Annotated in this window: 15 protein-coding genes; 2 read left to right on the top strand and 13 right to left on the bottom strand. The window is 54.8% G+C overall.

Annotation, left to right across the window (positions count from 1 at the left end):
* Positions 1 to 647: 647 nt before the first annotated feature.
* The 3 genes from L6439_RS00205 to L6439_RS00195 form a co-directional block, all read right to left on the bottom strand.
* Positions 648 to 1,523, bottom strand: a complete 876-nt coding sequence (locus L6439_RS00205) for a carbohydrate ABC transporter permease (RefSeq protein ID WP_237096688.1) — start codon at positions 1,521 to 1,523, stop codon at positions 648 to 650.
* 134 nt (positions 1,524 to 1,657) lie between these two features.
* Positions 1,658 to 3,199: an extracellular solute-binding protein gene (locus L6439_RS00200; RefSeq protein WP_168182527.1), complete on the bottom strand. Its 1,542-nt coding sequence runs from the start codon at positions 3,197 to 3,199 to the stop codon at positions 1,658 to 1,660.
* Between the two features lie 84 nt (positions 3,200 to 3,283).
* Positions 3,284 to 4,237, bottom strand: a complete 954-nt coding sequence (locus tag L6439_RS00195; RefSeq protein ID WP_213468510.1) for an ABC transporter permease — start codon at positions 4,235 to 4,237, stop codon at positions 3,284 to 3,286.
* 293 nt (positions 4,238 to 4,530) lie between these two features.
* On the opposite strand from L6439_RS00195, the gene clpP reads away from it, so the two are divergent.
* Positions 4,531 to 5,109 carry an ATP-dependent Clp endopeptidase proteolytic subunit ClpP gene (clpP, locus tag L6439_RS00190; RefSeq protein ID WP_168182529.1) on the top strand — a complete coding sequence of 193 codons (579 nt, stop codon included), beginning with the start codon at positions 4,531 to 4,533 and terminating at the stop codon, positions 5,107 to 5,109.
* Positions 5,110 to 5,286: 177 nt separating this feature from the next.
* Positions 5,287 to 6,333 (top strand): LacI family DNA-binding transcriptional regulator, encoded by a 1,047-nt coding sequence (locus tag L6439_RS00185; RefSeq protein ID WP_213468509.1) that lies wholly within the window; start codon positions 5,287 to 5,289, stop codon positions 6,331 to 6,333.
* Between the two features lie 36 nt (positions 6,334 to 6,369).
* Here the strand turns inward: L6439_RS00185 and L6439_RS00180 are convergent, their stop codons facing one another.
* The 10 genes from L6439_RS00180 to L6439_RS00135 all read right to left on the bottom strand — a co-directional run bounded on the left by L6439_RS00180 (position 6,370) and on the right by L6439_RS00135 (position 19,029).
* Entirely contained in the window at positions 6,370 to 8,793 is a 2,424-nt protein-coding gene (locus L6439_RS00180) for a glycoside hydrolase family 31 protein (RefSeq protein WP_213468508.1), read from the bottom strand.
* A gap of 32 nt (positions 8,794 to 8,825) precedes the next feature.
* On the bottom strand, positions 8,826 to 9,533 hold the full coding sequence (locus tag L6439_RS00175; protein ID WP_213468507.1) for an MgtC/SapB family protein: 708 nt from the start codon (positions 9,531 to 9,533) through the stop codon (positions 8,826 to 8,828).
* A 103-nt stretch (positions 9,534 to 9,636) separates the two neighbouring features.
* On the bottom strand, positions 9,637 to 10,479 hold the full coding sequence (locus tag L6439_RS00170; RefSeq protein ID WP_133381509.1) for a sugar ABC transporter permease: 843 nt from the start codon (positions 10,477 to 10,479) through the stop codon (positions 9,637 to 9,639).
* Positions 10,479 to 11,780 carry a carbohydrate ABC transporter permease gene (locus L6439_RS00165; protein WP_269155970.1) on the bottom strand — a complete coding sequence of 434 codons (1,302 nt, stop codon included), beginning with the start codon at positions 11,778 to 11,780 and terminating at the stop codon, positions 10,479 to 10,481. The genes L6439_RS00170 and L6439_RS00165 overlap by 1 nt, the downstream gene beginning before the upstream one ends.
* Before the next feature lie 85 nt (positions 11,781 to 11,865).
* Positions 11,866 to 13,158, bottom strand: coding sequence for an extracellular solute-binding protein (locus tag L6439_RS00160; protein ID WP_168182533.1), 1,293 nt, complete (start codon positions 13,156 to 13,158; stop codon positions 11,866 to 11,868).
* A gap of 33 nt (positions 13,159 to 13,191) precedes the next feature.
* The gene (locus tag L6439_RS00155) at positions 13,192 to 13,815 is read right to left on the bottom strand and encodes a histidine phosphatase family protein (RefSeq protein ID WP_213468506.1); all 624 of its coding nucleotides are present in this window, start codon (positions 13,813 to 13,815) and stop codon (positions 13,192 to 13,194) included.
* Positions 13,816 to 13,848: 33 nt separating this feature from the next.
* Positions 13,849 to 14,499 (bottom strand): histidine phosphatase family protein, encoded by a 651-nt coding sequence (locus L6439_RS00150; protein ID WP_168182535.1) that lies wholly within the window; start codon positions 14,497 to 14,499, stop codon positions 13,849 to 13,851.
* 290 nt (positions 14,500 to 14,789) lie between these two features.
* The gene (locus L6439_RS00145; RefSeq protein WP_168182536.1) at positions 14,790 to 15,824 is read right to left on the bottom strand and encodes a LacI family DNA-binding transcriptional regulator; all 1,035 of its coding nucleotides are present in this window, start codon (positions 15,822 to 15,824) and stop codon (positions 14,790 to 14,792) included.
* A gap of 655 nt (positions 15,825 to 16,479) precedes the next feature.
* On the bottom strand, positions 16,480 to 16,974 hold the full coding sequence (locus L6439_RS00140; RefSeq protein ID WP_168182698.1) for a GNAT family N-acetyltransferase: 495 nt from the start codon (positions 16,972 to 16,974) through the stop codon (positions 16,480 to 16,482).
* A gap of 456 nt (positions 16,975 to 17,430) precedes the next feature.
* Positions 17,431 to 19,029, bottom strand: coding sequence for an extracellular solute-binding protein (locus tag L6439_RS00135; RefSeq protein WP_168182697.1), 1,599 nt, complete (start codon positions 19,027 to 19,029; stop codon positions 17,431 to 17,433).
* Between the last annotated feature and the right edge of the window lie 82 nt (positions 19,030 to 19,111).

The following is a 19,111-nucleotide window of genomic DNA, read 5'->3' as shown; positions in this document are numbered from 1 at the left end:
TCGCGAATTCTCCCCGAAGATAGCGAAAATGCTGTAATTTTGCAGGATTGATCTACTAGTGTGCCTAATGCCCCTTTGAGGTGCCTAACAAGCGCCTTCCGCCGCAGGCCCGCCAAGCGAGAAGGCGAAGCGGGCACCTTGGGCGCGCTGCCTAGCCGCCGCGGCGCACGCGGAACCCGCATCCCGCCAACCCGCTCCCGCCAGACACGATCCGCTCACTGGGTTCGGCCCACACACTCGAACTCGCCCACGCCAAGCACTCCTCCCACCCCGCATCCCGCTCCCGCCAGACACGATCCGCTCACTGGGTTCGGCCCGCACACACTCGGACTCGCCCACGCCAAGCACTCCTCCCACCCCGCATCCCGCTCCCGCCAGACACGATCCGCTCACTGGGTTCGGCCCGCACACACTCGAATTCGCCCACGCCAAGCACTCCTCCCACCCCGCATCCCGCTCCCGCCAAACACGATCCGCTCACTGGGTTCGGCCCACACACACTCGGACTCGCCCACGCCAAGCACTCCTCCCACCCCGCACACCGCACTGGCCCCGTGACACGCGAGCAGTCCCGCCGCGCTACGAGGCGCGCTCCGGCGGCGCCCACGCCAAAAAGCAGCAGGCCGGGAACGCCTGCTGCCATGGCTCTAGCCCTTCACCGCGCCGAGCGTCAGGCCCTGCACGAAATAGCGCTGCAGGAACGGGTAAAGCACAACGATCGGGAACGAGGCGAGCACGACCGTGGCCATCTGTATCGAGACCGATGGCGGAAGAGGCACGTTCGGATCGAGGTTGGAGAAAATATCTGCCTGTCCGATCAACACGACTTGCCTCAGCAAGATTTGCAACGGCCATTTATCCGGATCGTTCAAGTATAGAATCGCCGAAAAATATTGGTTCCAGTTGCCCACGGCATAGAATAAGGTGAACGTCGCCAGGATGGGCAAGGACAACGGAAATACGATATGGGCCAGAATCCGCAAATCCCCGCATCCGTCGATGCGCGCCGATTCAATGACGCTCTCCGGCAGCGATTCGAAGAAATCGCGCATGACGAGCATATTGAAGGCAGAGATGGCCCCAGGGAGAATGAGTGCCCACAGCGAGTTGATGAGCCCGGTGCCCTTTACGACCAGATAGGTCGGGATCATGCCGCCGCCGAACAGCATCGTGAACAGCACCAGGAACATGATGACCCGCCGGGCGCTGAATTGCGGCCGAGAACATGCATATGCGAGCAGCGCCGTCAGAATAACGTTGATGAATGTGCCGACAACCGTCAGCCACACGGTATTTTTCAGCGATATGAAAAATACGCCCGTATCGAAAATATAGCGGTACGCCTCGGTCGTCCAAGTCGACGGCCAGAGGATGAACCGGCCGGACAGCGATTCCTCCGTGGTGGCGAATGACATCGCGAAGACGTGGATGATAGGCAGGATCGTAATCACCGCCAAAACAATCAGCAGTGTCATGTTGATGGCATTGAACCACCGATCCCCGCTTCTTGCGCGTATAAACACAGATGTTCACTCCTTTCATGCCGTCATAGTCTTGCTGTGACGCAAGTGCGGCGTGCACTTGCAACCAACAGCGGACAAGCGCTTGCAGCCATGCGCCTAGAGACACGCGCTTGCGGTCATGCGCCGGCTGACCGTCAGCCGTTTTTCCGCTTCTGATACGCCTCGTTGAATTCCTTGATGACCTGCTCGCCGCCCCGGTCCTTCCACTCTTGAATCACCTTGTCGTAATCGTCCACCGGGCGTTCGCCAAGAATGATCTTATTCACTTGGTCCGTCAAGTACTGGTCAAGCTCTTTCCCTTTTTCACTGTAGGTCGGCGAGAACAAACCAATCGACTGATCGCTGTATGGCTCGCCTTCCATCGCTACCTTGAACGACTCGTCTTTCATTTTCTTCAGTTCGTCCGTATCGTCCGGGTTGTAGATCCATTCACCTTCGGCCGCATGGTTCGTCAGCAAGTATTTGCCCGTGCCTTCGGTCAATCCTTTGTCCGTCAGCACTTTCTCGCCGTTCTCCACTTTGAAATGCTCGTTCTCCACGCCCCATTTCATGAACTCGGCGCCTTCGTCGCCGATCTGATCGTCCAGGATGGAGAGCAGCTTCTTCACCTTCTCTTCGTCCTTGCCCAGGCGGGCCGGCATCACGAAGAACCCGTAGAAGCCGTGATATTTGCCGTATCCCTTATAGCCGTCCGGAGCCGTCAATGGCGGGATCGGCGCGACGCGGAAATCTTTGTTGACGCTGTAGGCCTTGTCGAACCGGGCCTTGTTATACGCCGTATACGCCCAGTTGCCGATAATGCCCGCTTTGCCGGTCAGGAAGTCCTCGTCGGCCTGAGTCCCTTTCTTAATTGTGTAATCCGGGCTGAACAGCCCCTCCTTATAGCCGCGGGCCAGGAACGCCACCGCTTCCTTCGCATTCGGCATCATATAGCCGTGCGTAATCCCGCCCTGGCCATCCTCGAACCAGCCGAACCGCAGCGCCCGGTACGAGCCGAACAAGCCGTTGAACCCGCTGAACGTGCCGTCCATGGCGAACCCGTACGTATCTTTTTTCCCGTTGCCATCCGGATCGTTCTCCGTGAATGCCTTCATCACGTCATACAGCTCGTCATAGGTCGTTGGCATCTTCAAGCCCAGCTTGTCGAGCCAATCCTGGCGGATCACCATCGTATGGAACGGAATGCCGCGCAGCCGCGGAACGCCGTAAATATGCCCTTCATACGTCAGCATGTCCCAGATTTCCTGCGGAATCTTGCTCAGGTTCGGATAATCCTTGATGTAATCCTCAATCGGGAGGAACATGCCGTTCCCTGCCCAACTGAAGTAATTGGCGTTCGGGTCCTCCAGCAGCATCAGATCCGGCATATCCCCCGAAGCGACCGTCACGCCGATCTTGTTCGCATAATCGCCCGCGGCGACCGGAATATATTTGAATTCGATGCCGTACCGCTCCTCGATCGCTTTGATGCCCGAGCTGTTCGTCGTCGGAGGCGCCGCGCCATACAAGATATTCATGGCCGAGACGCTGTGCTTCTTGCCTTCATCCCCCGCGCTCTGTCCTCCTCCGGCATTCGATTCCTTGCTTCCCCCTCCGCTGCCGCAAGCCGTCAGCAAGCCGACGGCCATCGAACAAACGACGAGCAGCGATACGATTTTTTTCCCTGTGAACTGCATGATTACATCCTCCCCCGTTTTGATTAAGAAATCATGATGGGCATTCTTTGATGTAAGCACTTACAAAATTGGAGGCAACCCGCGCTAAAATACGCCGCGCTCCCCCATCCGCTTCGCCAGCTTGTTGGCCCCGTAGATCAGGATCAGCCCTATCAAGCCCTTCATCAGCCCGACCGCGGTCGAGAAGCTGAAGTTGCCGTTGACGACCCCCGCTTGGTAGACATACGTCTCGATGACTTCTCCGACGTCCCGCACGGAAGGGTTGAGCATGAGGAAGATCTGCTCGAAGCCGACGTCCAGCACGCTGCCGAGCCGCAGGATGAACAGGACGACGATCGTGCTGCGGATGCCGGGCAGCGTGATGTTCCAGATCTGGCGCAGCCGTCCGGCCCCGTCCATCTTCGCCGCCTCATACAGCTCGACGTCGATGCTGGACAGCGCCGCCAAATAAATGATCGTCCCCCAGCCGGATTCTTTCCATATGACCTGCATCACCAGCATGGACCGGAAGTTGTCGGGATTGGACAAAATATCGATTTTGGACACTCCCAAATCGACCAGCATGTTGTTCACGGCGCCATCGCTCTGGAACATCAGATAGAAGATCCCCGCCACCACGACCCAGGACAGAAAGTGCGGCATGTAAAAGACCGTTTGCAGCACCCGCTTGAACGCCCTATGCGTTACCTCATGGATCATAATCGCCAAAAATATCGGAATCGTGAAGGCAAACACAATCTGATACAAGCTGATAATCAAGGTGTTCAAAAAAATGCGCCCGATATCCGGATTTTCGAAGATGCGGTAGAAATGCTTCAAGCCGACCCACTTGCTGTCCCAGATGCCGAGCATCATGTTGTAATCCTTGAAAGCGATTACAGCCCCGAGCATCGGCAAATATTTATAAATGACGAAGAACAGCAGGCCGGGCAGAGCCATCAGCCATAAATACTTTTCGTTCCACAGCGTCTTCCCGATGCGGCTCCATCGTCCACTGGCGCCGGGATCGCGGATAGATGAGGGTGCTCCTGCTGACATTGGCGTCACCTCCTTTGTGCTCCTATTGTAGGTCACGCTTCAATGGCACGGAAACGTTCACTTTTTGATGCTCATTTTTTGATCGTTCGGCCTGCTCTGCAAAAAATGATACACGCGACCCGAATCGTTGCTCCAAAAAAGCTCAAAAAAATAGTTTGACCATCTTTGACTTTTGGCTGACAATCCGATATGATAAAGATACGGTTCTTGTCATTGGCGGCGAATGCATATCGTGTTTAAGGGGCCGTGAATTGGTTAATATTTAATGTTATTGATGCTGAGGAGGGATTATCGTGAGTTACGTTCCTATAGTTGTCGAGCAGACGAATCGGGGCGAACGGTCGTACGACATTTATTCCAGATTGCTGAAGGACCGCATTATTTTTCTCGGCTCCCAAGTGAACGATATGGTAGCCAACTCGATCATCGCTCAGATGCTGTTCCTGCAGGCCGATGATCCGGACAAGGATATTCATCTGTACATCAACAGCCCCGGCGGCTCCATTACCGCAGGGATGGCCATTTACGATACGATGCAGCATATCAAGCCGGATGTATCGACGATCTGCGTGGGCATGGCGGCGTCGATGGGCGCCTTCCTCCTGAATGCCGGAGCGAAGGGCAAGCGGTTCGCGCTGCCGAACAGCGAGATTATGATTCACCAGCCGCTTGGCGGCGCCGAAGGGCAGGCATCCGATATCGAGATTCGCGCCCGCCGCATTCTGAAGATGCGCGACAAGCTGAATCATATTTTGGCGGAGCGCACGGGCCAGCCGCTCGAACGGATCGAGAGAGACACCGACCGCGATTACTTCATGTCGGCCGAAGAGGCGCTGGAATACGGCCTCGTCGATAAAGTGCTTCACAAGTAATTCCGTCATCGTGCCATACATCATGAGATCCACAAGCTGCTTGTATCGCGCCTGCGCGTACGGCAGCTTTTTCTATGCCGCCAAGTTGAATTGCCGCTCCCTTTCATCGTATTATAAAATGATGAGCCAGAAGAGGAATGGCAGCTATGATGATTCCGGAGAAGAGGAGGCGGAGACGTGCCAACGGTAAGAGATATAGCACGTGCAGCGGGTGTATCGCCGGCGACGGTATCGCGCGTTCTTACGGGCAAAGGAAACACATCCTCCGAAGTGAATGAAAAAGTACAGAAAGCGATCCGGGAACTCGGATACGTGCCCAGCCCCAAGGCGAAGCCGCACGGGAAGGATGCCGTGTCCCGCACGATTTGTTATACCATTGCGCGCGAACCTAGCGAAATTTTCGGCAATCCGTACTACTCCAATGTGCTCCTTGGTTTATCCAATGCGACCCAGAAATACGGATATGACCTGCAGATTTCCGCCTTTCGCTCGGTCGATCAACAAATCGAGAAATGCTTGTCGCTGTACCGGAACAAAAAAGTGGACGGCTTTATCTTATCCGGCGTCATGTCGGCGGACAAAAGCTCGCTTATTCAAACCCTGCAGCAGCACTCCATTCCGTTTGTCATGATCGGACGAAGCCTGCAGCACAATATTTTTTGCATTCATAGCGATAATTTTCGGGACGGATATGTCACCGCCCAGCATTTGCTGGACCAGGGGTATCGGCGCATCGTGTTCCTGACCGAGAGTCTGGACGTCGATGTCGTCCGCGACCGGATCGGAGGGTATAAGCAAGCCTTGCACAGCAGCGGCCTGGAGGCGGGAGACGATGGCGTCGTCTTGTGCGGTTCGGATGAAGCGGATATGATCGCCGCTCTGGACGAATACGGCTCCGGCGGCAGCTCTTTCGACGCGATTATCGCCGCGGACAGCGTGCTGGCGCTCGGCGTATTGAAATATTGCCGGGATCGCAATCTGCGCGTGCCGGAGGATGTCGGCATCATCGGCTTCAACGATGCGGCCTTTCTTAACAAGATATCGCCGTCGATCAGCTGCACGACCATCCGCGGGGAGCATCTGGGATTGGAAGCGCTGGAAATGCTGATTGAGCTGATGGACGACCCGGAGCGCATTAATCAAAATAAAACGGTCACGCTGCCTTCCGAGTTGATCGTGCGCCAATCAACCCAACGGAGAAGATATTCCACATCCCATACATGATACCAAAAGAGGGCGGAAACACCGCCCTCTTTCTCATTACCAATTCAATTCGATTGTCCGCTCGCTCTTGTCGTCCCGAACCGCGATCACGACGCCATGGCGCCGCTCATCCACGTACCAGCCCTCGGCATCGCCTTCCGGCTTCGATGCCAGCCGCTCAAGCCCTTCGACCGTGACCGCATCGGGATCGAGGCCATGAAGATAGAAGCACAGCTTGCGGGGAGCCTGCTCATAGCCCTTGCGCTCATACTCGTAGCCGAGCTTCAAGCCGCGGCCGGCGCATTCCGCCTCCACGCGAAGCAAATTATATGCGCCCTTCTCGTACGCATACGTCAAGCCGTCATCCTCATACAGCACATAGGACGAGGCCGGCGCCCCGCCGTACAGATGGAACAATAATGACGCTTCCGTCTGATCGGCCGCATGCTGCTTCAGCGGCTCATGCGGAATGATCGCGCCGCCCCGAACGAACAGCGGCATCGTATCCAGCGGGGCATGCACCGTCAGATGCTGTCCGCCGGTATACGGGGTGCCCGTCCAGTAATCGAACCATTCGCCTTCCGGCAAATAGACCGTCCGGTGCTCTGTATCCGGCCGGTAGATCGGCGCCGCGAGCAGATCGCGGCCCAGCAGGAACTGATCGCACAGATTAGACAGCTGCTTATCCTCCGGATATTCCAGCAGCAGCGGCCGCATCACCGGAATGCCCGTCTGCGCCGCCTCATGGAACAGCGTATAGAGATAAGGCATCAGCTGATACCGCAGTCCGATGAAGGCGCGGCAGATATCTTCCGTCTCTTGATCGAACGCCCACGGCTCCTGGTCGAGGAAATCGCCTACGTTATGATTGCGGCAGAAGGGGAACAGGGCGCCCATCTGCGTCCATCGAATCAGCAGCTGCTTGTTCGTATGGTGGGCGAAGCCGCCGATATCGGGACCCGCGAACGGAATCCCGGACAAGCCCATATTAAGCACCATCGGCATCGCCATCGCCATATGCTCCCAGAAGCTGCGGTTATCTCCGGTCCAGACTGCCGCGTAGCGCTGAATGCCGCTGTAGCCTGCTCGCGTCAGGACGAACGGACGCTCGCCCTCAAGATGCCGCTGCAGCCCTTCGAATGTCGCCTTGGACATCAGCATGCCGTACAGATTATGCCATTCCTCATGCGTCTTCATCTTTCCGTTATTGTCGTGCACGACGTCCAGATCCATCGTTTTCGATTCGTTGAACACGGCCGGTTCATTCATATCATTCCAGATGCCGGCGATGCCCATATCGGTATAATAGCGGTGCAGATCTCCCCACCATGCCGCCGTCTCCTGCTTGGTGAAGTCAGGGAAGGCGCTCCGGCCCGGCCATACATCGCCGAAGTAGACATCGCCTTCGAGCTTCTTGCAGAAGCGGTCCTCCAGCACTCCTTCGCGGTAGACAGAATATTTCGGATCCTGCTTGACCCCCGGGTCGACGATCGGGACGATATGGAATCCCATTTTTTTCAATTCGGCAATCATGTTCTGCGGCTGCGGGAACCGATCGCTATCGAAGGTAAAGACGCGGTACTCGTCCATATAGTGAATATCGAGATGAATCACGTCGCATGGTATGCGCTTGTCCCGGAAGGCCCGCGCCAAGGCCATCACTTCTTCTTCGCTTTTATAGCTGTATTTCGACTGGTGGTAGCCCAGCGCCCATTTCGGCGGCATCTGCATCCGCCCGGTCACGGCCGTATAGCAGGAGACGACCTGCTTCAATTCGGGACCATAGATGAAGTAATAATCGTAAGCCCCCGTCTTGCTTTCAATCGAAAAGACATCGCTTCGGGATCGCATATCGAAGGTTGTCCGTCCCGGGTTATCGAGAAAAATGCCGCAGCTTGTCCCGTCATGAACATGCAGCAGCAGCGGAATCGACTGATACAAAGCCTCGATCTCCGGGACATGCGGCGCATAGACGTCGGTATTCCACATCGTATAGCTCTCGCCGCGCTTATCGAGATAGCTTGTCTTTTCCCCCAGCCCGTAAAAATGAGAGCTCTCGTCCATCGCGAAGCAGCCCGTCACCGCGCCGCGCGCATCCCAATGGAGCGATGTCTGCCGTCCGATTACGTTGCCTTCGGCATCGGTTATCGTGATGGAAGCATCCAAGGACTCAATCATGACCGACAGCTTCTTCGTGGTGAACCGAAAGCCGCGCTCCGTGTCTTCCCGGCGGGCTTGTATCGTCTTCTCCCAAGGCAATACGCCGGGCGTTGTCGTCCAGTCGGGACGAGCATCGAACGTCAGCTTGACGCGGAACAGATGCTCATCGAGAAAGGACAGCGCCAGATTCGCCCTGTCCCCGATCAAGAGATATCCTCGGTCCAGCTCCTCTACGCGGCTTATCGCGCCGATCCCGCTCCGCTTGGCCGCAGCCGTCCCGCCGTGCAATTTATCCGGATGTATCGTCTCACTTGTCTGCATTGTACCCTCTCACTTTCCGCACCTGCATATGGTTACTCTATTTTTACGGCTGTGACGCCCGGTATTGCCTTCAACCTCTCCACCAGATCGCTCATTGGCTTCTTTTTCGGCATCACAATCGTTATCGTTATCTCCAGCGGCGGCGCTGAACCCTCGATCGGACCCGGCGTCTCCGCATCCGCCACGTTCATGTTCCGAATCTCCACTCGCTCGGCTAGCAGCTGCCTCGAAATCGTGCCCAGCGTCTCCGGGCCGCCATAAGAGGTCACTTCCACCGACAGCGCCTTGTTCGCTACCAGATACCGAAGCTCGATTTTGTTCAACACCTGGAGGGAGACAAACACAAGCCCGCATGTCAAAATCGCCGGAAAATAGAACCCTGCCCCGACCGCCAAGCCAATCGCGGCCATCACCCAGAGCGTGGCGGCCGTCGTCAATCCTTTGACGGAGAGGCCGGTTCGAATAATCGTTCCCGCGCCGAGGAATCCGATGCCGCTGACGACCTGCGCTGCCAGACGCGCCGGATCCATCCGGACATTCGGCTCATCGACGAAGGCATTGAAGCCATAGATGGACAGCAGCATAATGAGCGAAGAGCCGATGCATACCAAAATATTGGTGCGGAATCCGGCGGCATGCTGATTCATCTCCCGCTCGAAGCCGATAATGCCCCCGAGCACCAGCGAGAGAAGAAGCCGCAGGCATATGCTGGCCGGATCCAACGTCCAAGGGCTTGTCACCGCGTCTCGCCTCCTCGCCGCTCCTAGTTTCTCATCTCTATCTTTTTCCGAATCTCTATCTTTTTCCGAAACAAGATTGCTCTTCTGAAGTTGATCTGCTGCTCTAGGATTTCGTCGCCCCCGCCGTCAACCCCGAAATGAGGTACCGCTGCAGGAACAGGAACACCGCGGCAATCGGGATGGCGATCAGCATCGATCCCGCTGCGAACCGGGTGAAGTTGTTGCTGAATTCCTGATTGACCAGGTTGAACAAGCCGACGGCGAGCGTATAGTTCTCCGAGCTGCGGATGACGATCCGCGGCAGCAGGAAGTCCATGAACGGCGTCATGAAATTGAACAGGGCGACCACGGCCAATATCGGCTTCGCCAACGGCAAAATAATCTGGAAGAAGATCCGGAAATGGCCCGCGCCGTCAATCTTCGCCGACTCGTCCAGATCCCGCGGAATTGTATCGAAATAGCCTTTGATCAGGAAGGCGTGCATCGGAATGGACGATCCGACATAGACCAGAATCAAGCCGGCCAGCGTATCGAGCAGACCCAAAATGTTCAGCAAAATATAAATGGCAACCATCCCCATCAATACCGGGAACATCTTGATCAGCAGAAGCGCATACAAGCCGTGCTTGCGCCCCCTGAAGTTATAGCGCGAGAATGCATACGCCAGGAACGTCGTCACGATTAGAGAGAGCACCGTCTTCCAGCTGGCGACGATCAACGTATTTTTGTACCACAGCATATATTCGCTGTCCGGACTGGAGAACAGCCAGGAATAGTGCTCCGTCGACCAGTTCTCGGGAATAATCTTGGCGCTGTATAAGCTGGTGCCCGGATTCAGCGAGACGCCCAAGGCCCAGACGAGCGGATACACGATCACGATGAACATGAACAAAATGAAGGCATAAATACCGGTAAGTTCTAATCTTGATTTCCATCTCGTACTCATCAGACGCTGCCCTCCTCCTTGAACGATCGGGTTCTCCTGAATTGGAAAAAGGCGACGGTTGCCACAATCAGACCCAATATAATGGAGATAACGGCCGCCATATTGTAGTTCAACGTTTCAAAGGTCAGTTTGTAGACCCATGAAATGACGATATCCGTCGATCCGGCCGACTGCCCGCGAACCGGCGGCCCGCCTTGGTTGAACAAGTAAATCAGGTTGAAGTTGTTGAAATTGCCCGTATATTGCATAATGAGCAGCGGAGCCGTCGCGAATAGAACATGCGGGAGCGTAATGTAGCGGAATCTTTGCCACTTGCTCGCCCCGTCGACCTCCGCCGCCTCGTACCAGTCGCTTGATATGCTTTGGAGCACCCCCGTGAACAAGGCGAACACGAAGCTGAAGCCGAGCCAGACTTGAATTATGATAATGGCGACCTTCGTCCATAGCGGATCGGACATCCAAGGAATGGACAGGCCCAAGGGGCCCAAAATTTGCCGGTTCACCGCGCCGAATTGATCATTGAACATGGCGGCGAACACGAGTATCGATACGAAAGAAGGAACGGCCCAAGGCAAAATGAGCATCGTTCGAATGAATTTTTTGAATTTGACGCGCTTGTCGTTCACGATGACGGCCAGGAACAAGGCCAGCGAAATTTGGAGCGTCGTCGCGACGAATGTCCATACGAGCGTCCACGACAGGACGGAGAAGAACGTATTCCGCCAAATCGGAACGGAAAAAATATTTTTAAAGTTTTCAAACCCGACCCAATCGAGCAAAAAACGGGGCGGCGAATTGTAAATATTGTAATTCGTAAATGCCAGGGAAACCATGAACAAGAGCGGCAAAATGAGCACAAACGTAATCATGAAGATGCCGGGCCCGACAAACAGATAAGGAACCCCTTTATCCCACGCCTGCTTGAAACCTTCGCGAATCGTCGTGATCTTCCAGCCTTCGCGGATTTTCTGGGCGTCGTTGCGCGCATCGGTCAGGTTGATCCAATAGAAGATGAGAAGAAAGACGGTTAAGATTACCGAAATAATGCCTTGGATGAGCAAAGAGCGGGAATCGTCAACCCCTTCCAGCGTCCCCAGCGTTAGGAGCCCCCAGTACCCAATGTTCAAAAAATCGGCGAACACGATAAAAAACGAGAAAAATAAAATCAAAAATAATGAACCCTTGATATATCTCCGGTTGTACAGTTGCCCCAGCCCCGGGATAATGGAGAGCAGCATCGCCAACTTCGGGTTATGCGCACTGATTTGCGGCTTGTCGGTTCGTGTCTGTTGTTCTCCCAATCTAATCAAGCCTCCTCGCTGACATCCGCAATGCGAATTCAAGCGGATGGGGATGCGGACCGCACCCCAATCCGGTAATCATTCCTTACTTATTGGCGTTGTTGATCGCGATTTGTTCTTTGATTTGAACGACCGCTTCATCCAGCACCTCTTTGGCGTCCTGCCCTTGAGACAGGAACACGAGCGCATTTTTCATCGGCTCCCATGTCTGGGAGATTTCCGGGTTATTCGGCGTCGGCGTGGCGAATTTGGACTGTTCGGCCACGGCCGAGAAGTAAGGGTGCTTCGTAATGAGATCGCTTTCCAAAATGCCCGGACGCGCTGGAATTTCCCCGGCCGTCTGGAAATGGCTCGCGCCGTTCTCGTCATTGGTAATGAATAAAGCCAGTTCGGTAGCCCACTCCTTATTTTTGGAGAACGGGGACAGCACCAGTCCTTTGACGCCCAGGAAGGAAGGCGGCCGTTGGCCGTTCGCCAGCTTCGGCAGCGGTACGGCGCCCAGCTTGTCTCCCAGCGCCGACTCATAGTTTTTAATCGATGACGGCACCGAGACGACGGCGGCAACCTTGCCTTCTTTGAACAAGCCGTCCAGCACGTCGCCATTGATCGATGACGGAATCAACCCTTTTTCGAACCAGGACTGAATCAGCTTCGCGCCTTGGACAGCGCCTTCATTATTGAGCCCGATATCGTCCACGTTATAGCCGGTAGCCGGGTCATATCCGAAAACATATCCGCCATTGCCCTGCAGGAACATGTTGGCGTAATAGAAATTGGTCGCATCGAACAGGAACCCGTATTTATCCTTCGATGCATCGGTGAACTCCAATGCGAACTTCTCGAGCTCTTCCCATGTTTCCGGCGCCTTCGGCATCAGCTCCTTGTTGTAGAACAAGGCGGTCGTCTCGACGACCATCGGCAGATTATAGATTTTGCCGTCAATCGTGACGGCCTGAATCGCTTCCGGCGAATACTGGCTAATCTGCTCCTCGCTGATCTGGAATGGCTCGGCCAGCCCTTGCAGCACATTGCGGCCCATGGAGTTATGGGTGGCGCTCCACAGGTCAGGGCCGCGATCGGACGGTCCGTCGAGTGAGAACGCTTTCGCTTGTTCGCGCGGGTTGAATGGAATCACTTCCACATCAATGCCCGTCTTCTCCGTAAATTTTTGCGTAATGGCCCGGAGCGATTTCAATTCCGGCTCATTTTCCGGGCCCCAGATTTTGAGATGCTCCGGCTTCGGCGGCATCTCCCCTTCTTGTTGCTGGGCCGTATCCGGATTCGGCTTGGCCTGTTCCGCGTCGCGCTTCGGCCCGCAGGCCGCAAGCGACAGGACGACGGTTAATGAGAGCAGCAGCAATACCATTTTCTTTGCCATACGTTCGTTCCCCCTTGAGATCATGGTTGAGATCTATTCGTATACGTGCGGACCGAGATGGTCTTTATGCAACGATACACGCTCACATTGGCCTTGCGAACCGAGAACATACTGCACGATTGCCGCATTATATACGGGATGAATGTCCCCGGGATTGACGATCTGCTTCATATCCGCGGTCGTCTGGCCATGCCCGAACACCGCAATATGCGCGTCGGTTCCATAATAATCGGCCAGCTTCGCGTCGACGAACTTCTGTACGCGCTTGCGGACGATGGCATGATTCTCCGGCCAGGTTGGCCACCACTTGCGCTCCATATCCTGGTACTCCACGAATTGGGCGTGCGGGAATTCCTCAACAATCTGCCGGCAGGCTTCCCATTCATAATCCCGGTAGTCCTTCCACTCCTCATTAAATATTTCGGACATTTCCGGTATGAGCACAATACCGAGGCCCTGCGCCTTGGCAAGCGGTGTCGCGGTCTGAATGACCCGGCGCAGCGGACTGCAGAAGATGGCATTCAGTTGGATATCCTTGAAAAACGAAGGGATTTGCTCCGCTTGCCAACGTCCCACTTCCGACAAGCTGCAGTTCGGCCCGCCTCCTTGGCCAATATTCATCGTCGATTGTGCATGGCGAATCACATATAAGTGCATAGCTGATGTTCTCCTCTTTGTTGTAATCATCCTTTAGCCGCCCGGCGGGCTGCCGGCAGCCCGGCCCGCCCGTTCGAACGGCCCTATCGGCAGATGTCCCGTATCGTTCAGCTTCTTCAGCTCGATCGCTTGCTCTCCGAAGACGATATGGTTCACCCCCGTATTTTCCTGGGGGAACCGGATATGTGCCGCTGAAGCCATCCCGAGCGCTTCGCGAAGAAGGTATTCATTGAAATTCCCGTGACAGAATACCGCGATCCGCTCCTCGCCGCACGCCCGAAGCTGCCGCAGCGCGTCCAGCGCTCGCCGCCTGACCGTCTCGGGGCAATCGCCGCCCGGGCATTCCCATCCTTCCGTCTCCATCGTGTCCTCGAATACGGCTTCCGGGACCATCTCCAATAATAAGTGCTGAGAAGGACCGGTGAATCGGCCGCCTTCCCTGACTTCATATAACGTTTTCATCACCTGGATCGGCAGACCGAGCAATCTGGCCAGCGGCTGCGCCGACTGCATCGCCCGAATCAACGGGCTGGAATAGATGGCGGTAATGCCCCTGTCCCGCAAATATATCGCCACGCGCGCGGCTTGCACATGGCCCTGCTCGGTAAGCGGCGAATCCGGCATATCCCGATCCGGCAGCGTATTGCCGACCGATTGTCCATGCCGCACAAGAAATAATTCCATAATCTCTCCCTGCTTGCTCCGTAATCTGTGGAACCGATGTAATCGGTTCTCGGACTGTATTCGCTTCCTTCCCGCCGCACTGCCCCTTGGGCGCCGCCCTTAAGTGCTGCTCTTGAGCGTTGTCCTCAATGCTGCCCATGTGTGCTTCCCTTGGGCGTTATCCTCATGTGCTGTCCTTGAGTGCTGTCCGAGAGCGTTGTCCTCATGTGCTGTCCATGCACCGTTCGCGGCCGCCTTTTGCTGCTCGCCCCCGCGCGGGCCGGCGCTTGCTAGCGGGTAGCCAGGATCCATTATGTGCCCTCGATGGACGATCTGGCGGTCGATTGACGAATCATCAGCTTCGACGGAAGCGTCACGTTTTTTTTGAGACTCATCGCCTGCGGTTCATTCATAATCTCATTCAGCAAATGAAAGGCTTCCGCGCCCAGGTTGGCCCCGTTCATCTCCACGCAGCTTAATGTCGGGGAAACCTTGACCAGATAGGGGGCATCATTGAACCCGATAATCCCCACTTCCTGCGGGACGCTCAGCCCGGTTAATTGGCAGAACTTCAATACGCTGAGCGACATGACGCTATCCATCGTAATGATGCTGTCGACGGCGATCCCTTCGTCCAGCAGACGCTCCAGCGCATTCATAATGTCCTCTTCTTCCGGTCCGACCTGCACGATTCGCTCGGGACCCGCGTCCAGCCCGCCTTGCTGCGCCGCTTGCCGATAGCCGGATATTCTCGCCGCGAACACGTCAAGCTTCGTATCCGGCGTCAATACGACGAGATTCCGGTATCCGGCGTCCATTAGATGCCGGGCGGCCATATACCCGTCCCGCAGATTGTCGTTATGGACGGAGAATACGTCATGGCGAAATGTGCGGCCGATCATGACGAACGGGATATGCTCCTCATGCAAGGTGTGCAGCAGCCGTTCCTTGTCCGCCGACAAGATACCGGTCAGAATAAGCCCGTCGACCCTGTTCTGCCGATACAGCTGTACGCATTTCTCAATCTGCCGATCGACACTGTGGAACACCGCCAACTGCAAGTCCATGCCATGCTGCTCGACGGTGCTCGATACCCCGTACAGCACGCTATCGAAGAACGGGTTCCCGAAAATGTCGGTCGAGTTCCGCGCAATGGTCAAGCAAATGGTCCTGCTGCCGGAGATGAGCGGTTTGACGCCTCCGGGGCGGACATAGTTCGTCTTCCGAATCGCCATCTGCACTCTGGCCCGCACATCTTCCGAGGTGTTGCCTTTGTTCGTTAACACTCTTGAAACGGTTGCTGGAGAGACGCCAGCCAATTTTGCGACATCCTTGATGTTGGCCACGAAATCCCCCCTGACAAACCATTGAAACAAAATCTGAAACAAATGAAACATCTCTTGTTTCATATTAAACCACATTTCTGTCGAATTGAAAAGAGAAAATGTCGAAATAAGATCAATTTCTTATGTCTTATGAAAATCATGTTGATTTTGACGTGTTTTTCAGGAAACAAACATCATTTTTGTTTCATAAACATTGAAACGAATTATCTCCTGTGTAAATTGATAGCGAGATGATTTTATCAATATGGCTATGACGTGATGTTCGGTTGCTTTCCTCCGCCCATCTCCACCTCCCCCGTCCGCCCACGGCCCGCCTCCACCGCCGCAAAGCTCCAAAAATGCAGTATTTCCGCTCCCGCCGCTCCTCCAAAATAAGAATCCTGCAAAATGGCATCAATTTCGCCCACTTCCCGCTCAGACTTCGATAAAAGGGGCCAAATCCTGCATCTGCGCAGGAATATTCCCGATTTTGCCCCCGACAGAGTTAAAATACTGTAAATTTGCAGGAATTCCCTCCATGCCCTCCGTCTCCTCCCCGGTTGGAGCGCACCAGAGCAGCATGCGGACCTGCCCAGCCCCCGGCGGTGAAACAAAAAAAAGCCCGCTGCAGCGGGCAACAAGCCGACTGCGCGGGCTTCCTATACGAGCGCCATTATCAGGATCGGCCCTCGGTGGAAAAGGCGATGATGGGCCCTTCCCAGCCATCCTCTCTGATGACCTCGTATGTACCGTTTGTATACTGTCCAATCGTCTTCGTCCAGAACGCTTGCGCGGGCCGGTTCGTCTCCAATTGGCCGACCTTCCACCGGCCTTGGAACCGGTCGAACAATTCGGAAGCCGCAGACTGTCCTACTTTTTGCTGTCTATATTTCTTCATGACGAAAAATTCGGCCATCTCATACACGGTCCGGCCGGATTCATCCGTGCCCAGCTCCCGGATTAAGGCGAAGCCGGCCAATTTCCCGTCCACCCGAAAGAAGAACGGATGCCTGCCTTCCTCCGTCCAGTAATGATCCAGATACATATATTCGTACAAGCCGTTCTCATTGACATCCTCCGGGTCATACTCCGAGAAATCATACTTGTACAGCTCAAGAAGATTCCGCAGGGCCGATTTGCGCTCATATTCGACTCTCTCAATCGCGATCATGGGTTTCCTTCCTTTTCCGGCAGAGATATTGACCTCATTGTACCATATCCAACGATAGAGTTCTTGGCATTCCAGCGCCTCTCCAGTGTTCTGGCGCATCCAGCATCCTTATTTGTCACCCGGGCGTCCTTCCTTCCTAGATTAAAAAAAGAGCCGCATCGCAAGCGATGCGGCCTATATTATGTTCTAGGGGTAAACTGTAAACCATGAGAAAGATGAAACGGATGTCCTTGTTCAACGGATGGAATCCGGCTGTCCAAGGTTCAATCGATGCAGGGCAACCCTCCTTTGCAAGAACTCATCTGTCATTCGGTCCATAATCAGAATACAATGGCTACATTAAAGAAAACTGAACCGAACCTTAAAATTAGATAAAAATGAGCACGGTTCCAAAAATAAACGAAAAGAAAAGGAACCCCGGAGGCATTCACCCCCCGGGGTTCTTGGCATTACGGTTTATTTCCCTGTGTTCCAACGGTCGTATGCCGCTTGATAGATTTCTACGATGCGGTCGCCGCCCATCTTTTTGCAAGTCTCGAGATATTTATCCCAGTTCGTCAACGGCTCCTGGCCGGTTACGAATTTCGCTTCCATTTGCTTCACATACGTATCCAGGTCGGAACGGATGCTGGATACTTCCGCTTGCTCGTCTTGCGACAAGTATACGCTCGGGAACGGAACCTTCGCGACAGGAAGGATCTTTTCCTCGGTTTCTTTCTTCAGCCATGCGTCGAATTCGCCGGAGAAGCCGCGCTTCGTGTCTTCGTTCGTAATCTTCGGAACGACGACGCCATAGTCCGGAGTCAGCGTCGCGCGATACTCTTCGCGGTCGCCGCCGCCAGGCACATCCAGCCATTTCTTCGTATGGTCTTCCTTATTCACGTACTCCCACAGAATGCCTTCCGGACCGTTGCTGAGCAGCTCGGCGCCTTCCGTCGAGTACAGATAGTCAACCCAACGCATCGTTGCTTCCGGATGCTGGTTCTTGTTCGTAATCGCAAACGCGCCTTTCGCCAGACCCGGATGCTTCGCGGCTACAGCCTTCACGTCGCTGTCGACCGGACGGTACATCGGATCATCCATGCTTGGCTCGCCGCCGAGCGTGAAGTAAGCATGATAGTCAGAGAAGAGGCCGATCTGGTTGTTCTTCCCTTTCGCTTTTTTCTGCTCGTCGGTTTGCGAGAACGTTTCTTTGTCGAGCAAGCCTTCGGTCCACAGCTTGTTCAGGAACGTCAAGTACTCCTTGTAGCCTGGCTCCATTGGCGTATAGTGAACTTTGTCCTGGGTATCGGAATAGATAACTTCGTTGTAAATGCCCCATGTGCCAAGCAGCCACATGCGGATATCGTCCAGCTTGACGGAAGCGAGCGGAATCTCGTCTTGCTTGCCGTTGCCGTTCGGATCTTCCTCTTTGACGCGCTTCAGATAGGTGTACAGCTCATCGACCGTTTTAGGAACTTCCATGCCAAGCGCTTTCAAAAACTTGCCGTTGTACCACAACGGTCCGCGGTACCATCCGGCATCGAGGTCGATGTTCGGCAGGGAATAAATATGTCCATCCGGCGTTGTAATCGATTTGCGGATATCCGGATTTTCGTCAAGAATTTTCTTCAGGTTCGGAGCGTACTCTTCAATCAAGCCTTCCAGCGGGATGAGCACGCCTTGACCGCCGTAATTGACTTCATCGGAAGCTTGGAGCTGTCCGGAGAAGAACACGTCTGGATAGTCTCCGCTCGCGAACACGAGGTTTCTCTTTGTATCGAAGCTATCAGCCGGCGCATTGCGGAACTCGAACTTGATGTTTGTCTTCTTCTCCATCTCCTTGAAGAAGGCCATATCCTGCCAGTTCTGAATCCCGACGTCTTGTCCCATCATCGTCAACGTAATCGGCTCGTTGACGATCGGGAAGCCTTCCTTGCTGACCTCGCTTGCGGATTCGCTGTTGCCGCTGTTGCCTTCTGCCGCAGGCTTGTCCGAAGAGCCGCAAGCCGCAAGCAGGGTGAAGAGCATCGTCATGGACAGAAGAATTGCCCACGTCTTTTTAAGCTTTTGCATGCGTAGATCCTCCCTTTTGTGTTCATTATACGTTACCGGGTGAAGCACATATAATAAGCAAAGACTGGAAGCCTTCGTTATT

It is taken from the genome of Paenibacillus dendritiformis, from assembly GCF_021654795.1.
Classification (GTDB): Bacteria; Bacillota; Bacilli; order Paenibacillales; family Paenibacillaceae; genus Paenibacillus_B.
The sequence above is the reverse complement of the archived record's forward strand: the minus strand, read 5'-3'. Positions and strand labels throughout refer to the sequence as shown.

What these genes read in the sequence shown, in the direction of transcription:
- L6439_RS00140 (WP_168182698.1), bottom strand. Translation starts at nt 16,974, where the DNA reads ATGATCGCGATTGAGAGAGTCGAATATGAGCGCAAATCGGCCCTGCGG.
- L6439_RS00155 (WP_213468506.1), bottom strand. Translation starts at nt 13,815, where the DNA reads ATGCACTTATATGTGATTCGCCATGCACAATCGACGATGAATATTGGC.
- L6439_RS00150 (WP_168182535.1), bottom strand. Translation starts at nt 14,499, where the DNA reads ATGGAATTATTTCTTGTGCGGCATGGACAATCGGTCGGCAATACGCTG.
- L6439_RS00160 (WP_168182533.1), bottom strand. Translation starts at nt 13,158, where the DNA reads ATGGCAAAGAAAATGGTATTGCTGCTGCTCTCATTAACCGTCGTCCTG.
- L6439_RS00135 (WP_168182697.1), bottom strand. Translation starts at nt 19,029, where the DNA reads ATGCAAAAGCTTAAAAAGACGTGGGCAATTCTTCTGTCCATGACGATG.
- L6439_RS00200 (WP_168182527.1), bottom strand. Translation starts at nt 3,199, where the DNA reads ATGCAGTTCACAGGGAAAAAAATCGTATCGCTGCTCGTCGTTTGTTCG.
- L6439_RS00180 (WP_213468508.1), bottom strand. Translation starts at nt 8,793, where the DNA reads ATGCAGACAAGTGAGACGATACATCCGGATAAATTGCACGGCGGGACG.
- L6439_RS00195 (WP_213468510.1), bottom strand. Translation starts at nt 4,237, where the DNA reads ATGTCAGCAGGAGCACCCTCATCTATCCGCGATCCCGGCGCCAGTGGA.
- L6439_RS00170 (WP_133381509.1), bottom strand. Translation starts at nt 10,479, where the DNA reads ATGAGTACGAGATGGAAATCAAGATTAGAACTTACCGGTATTTATGCC.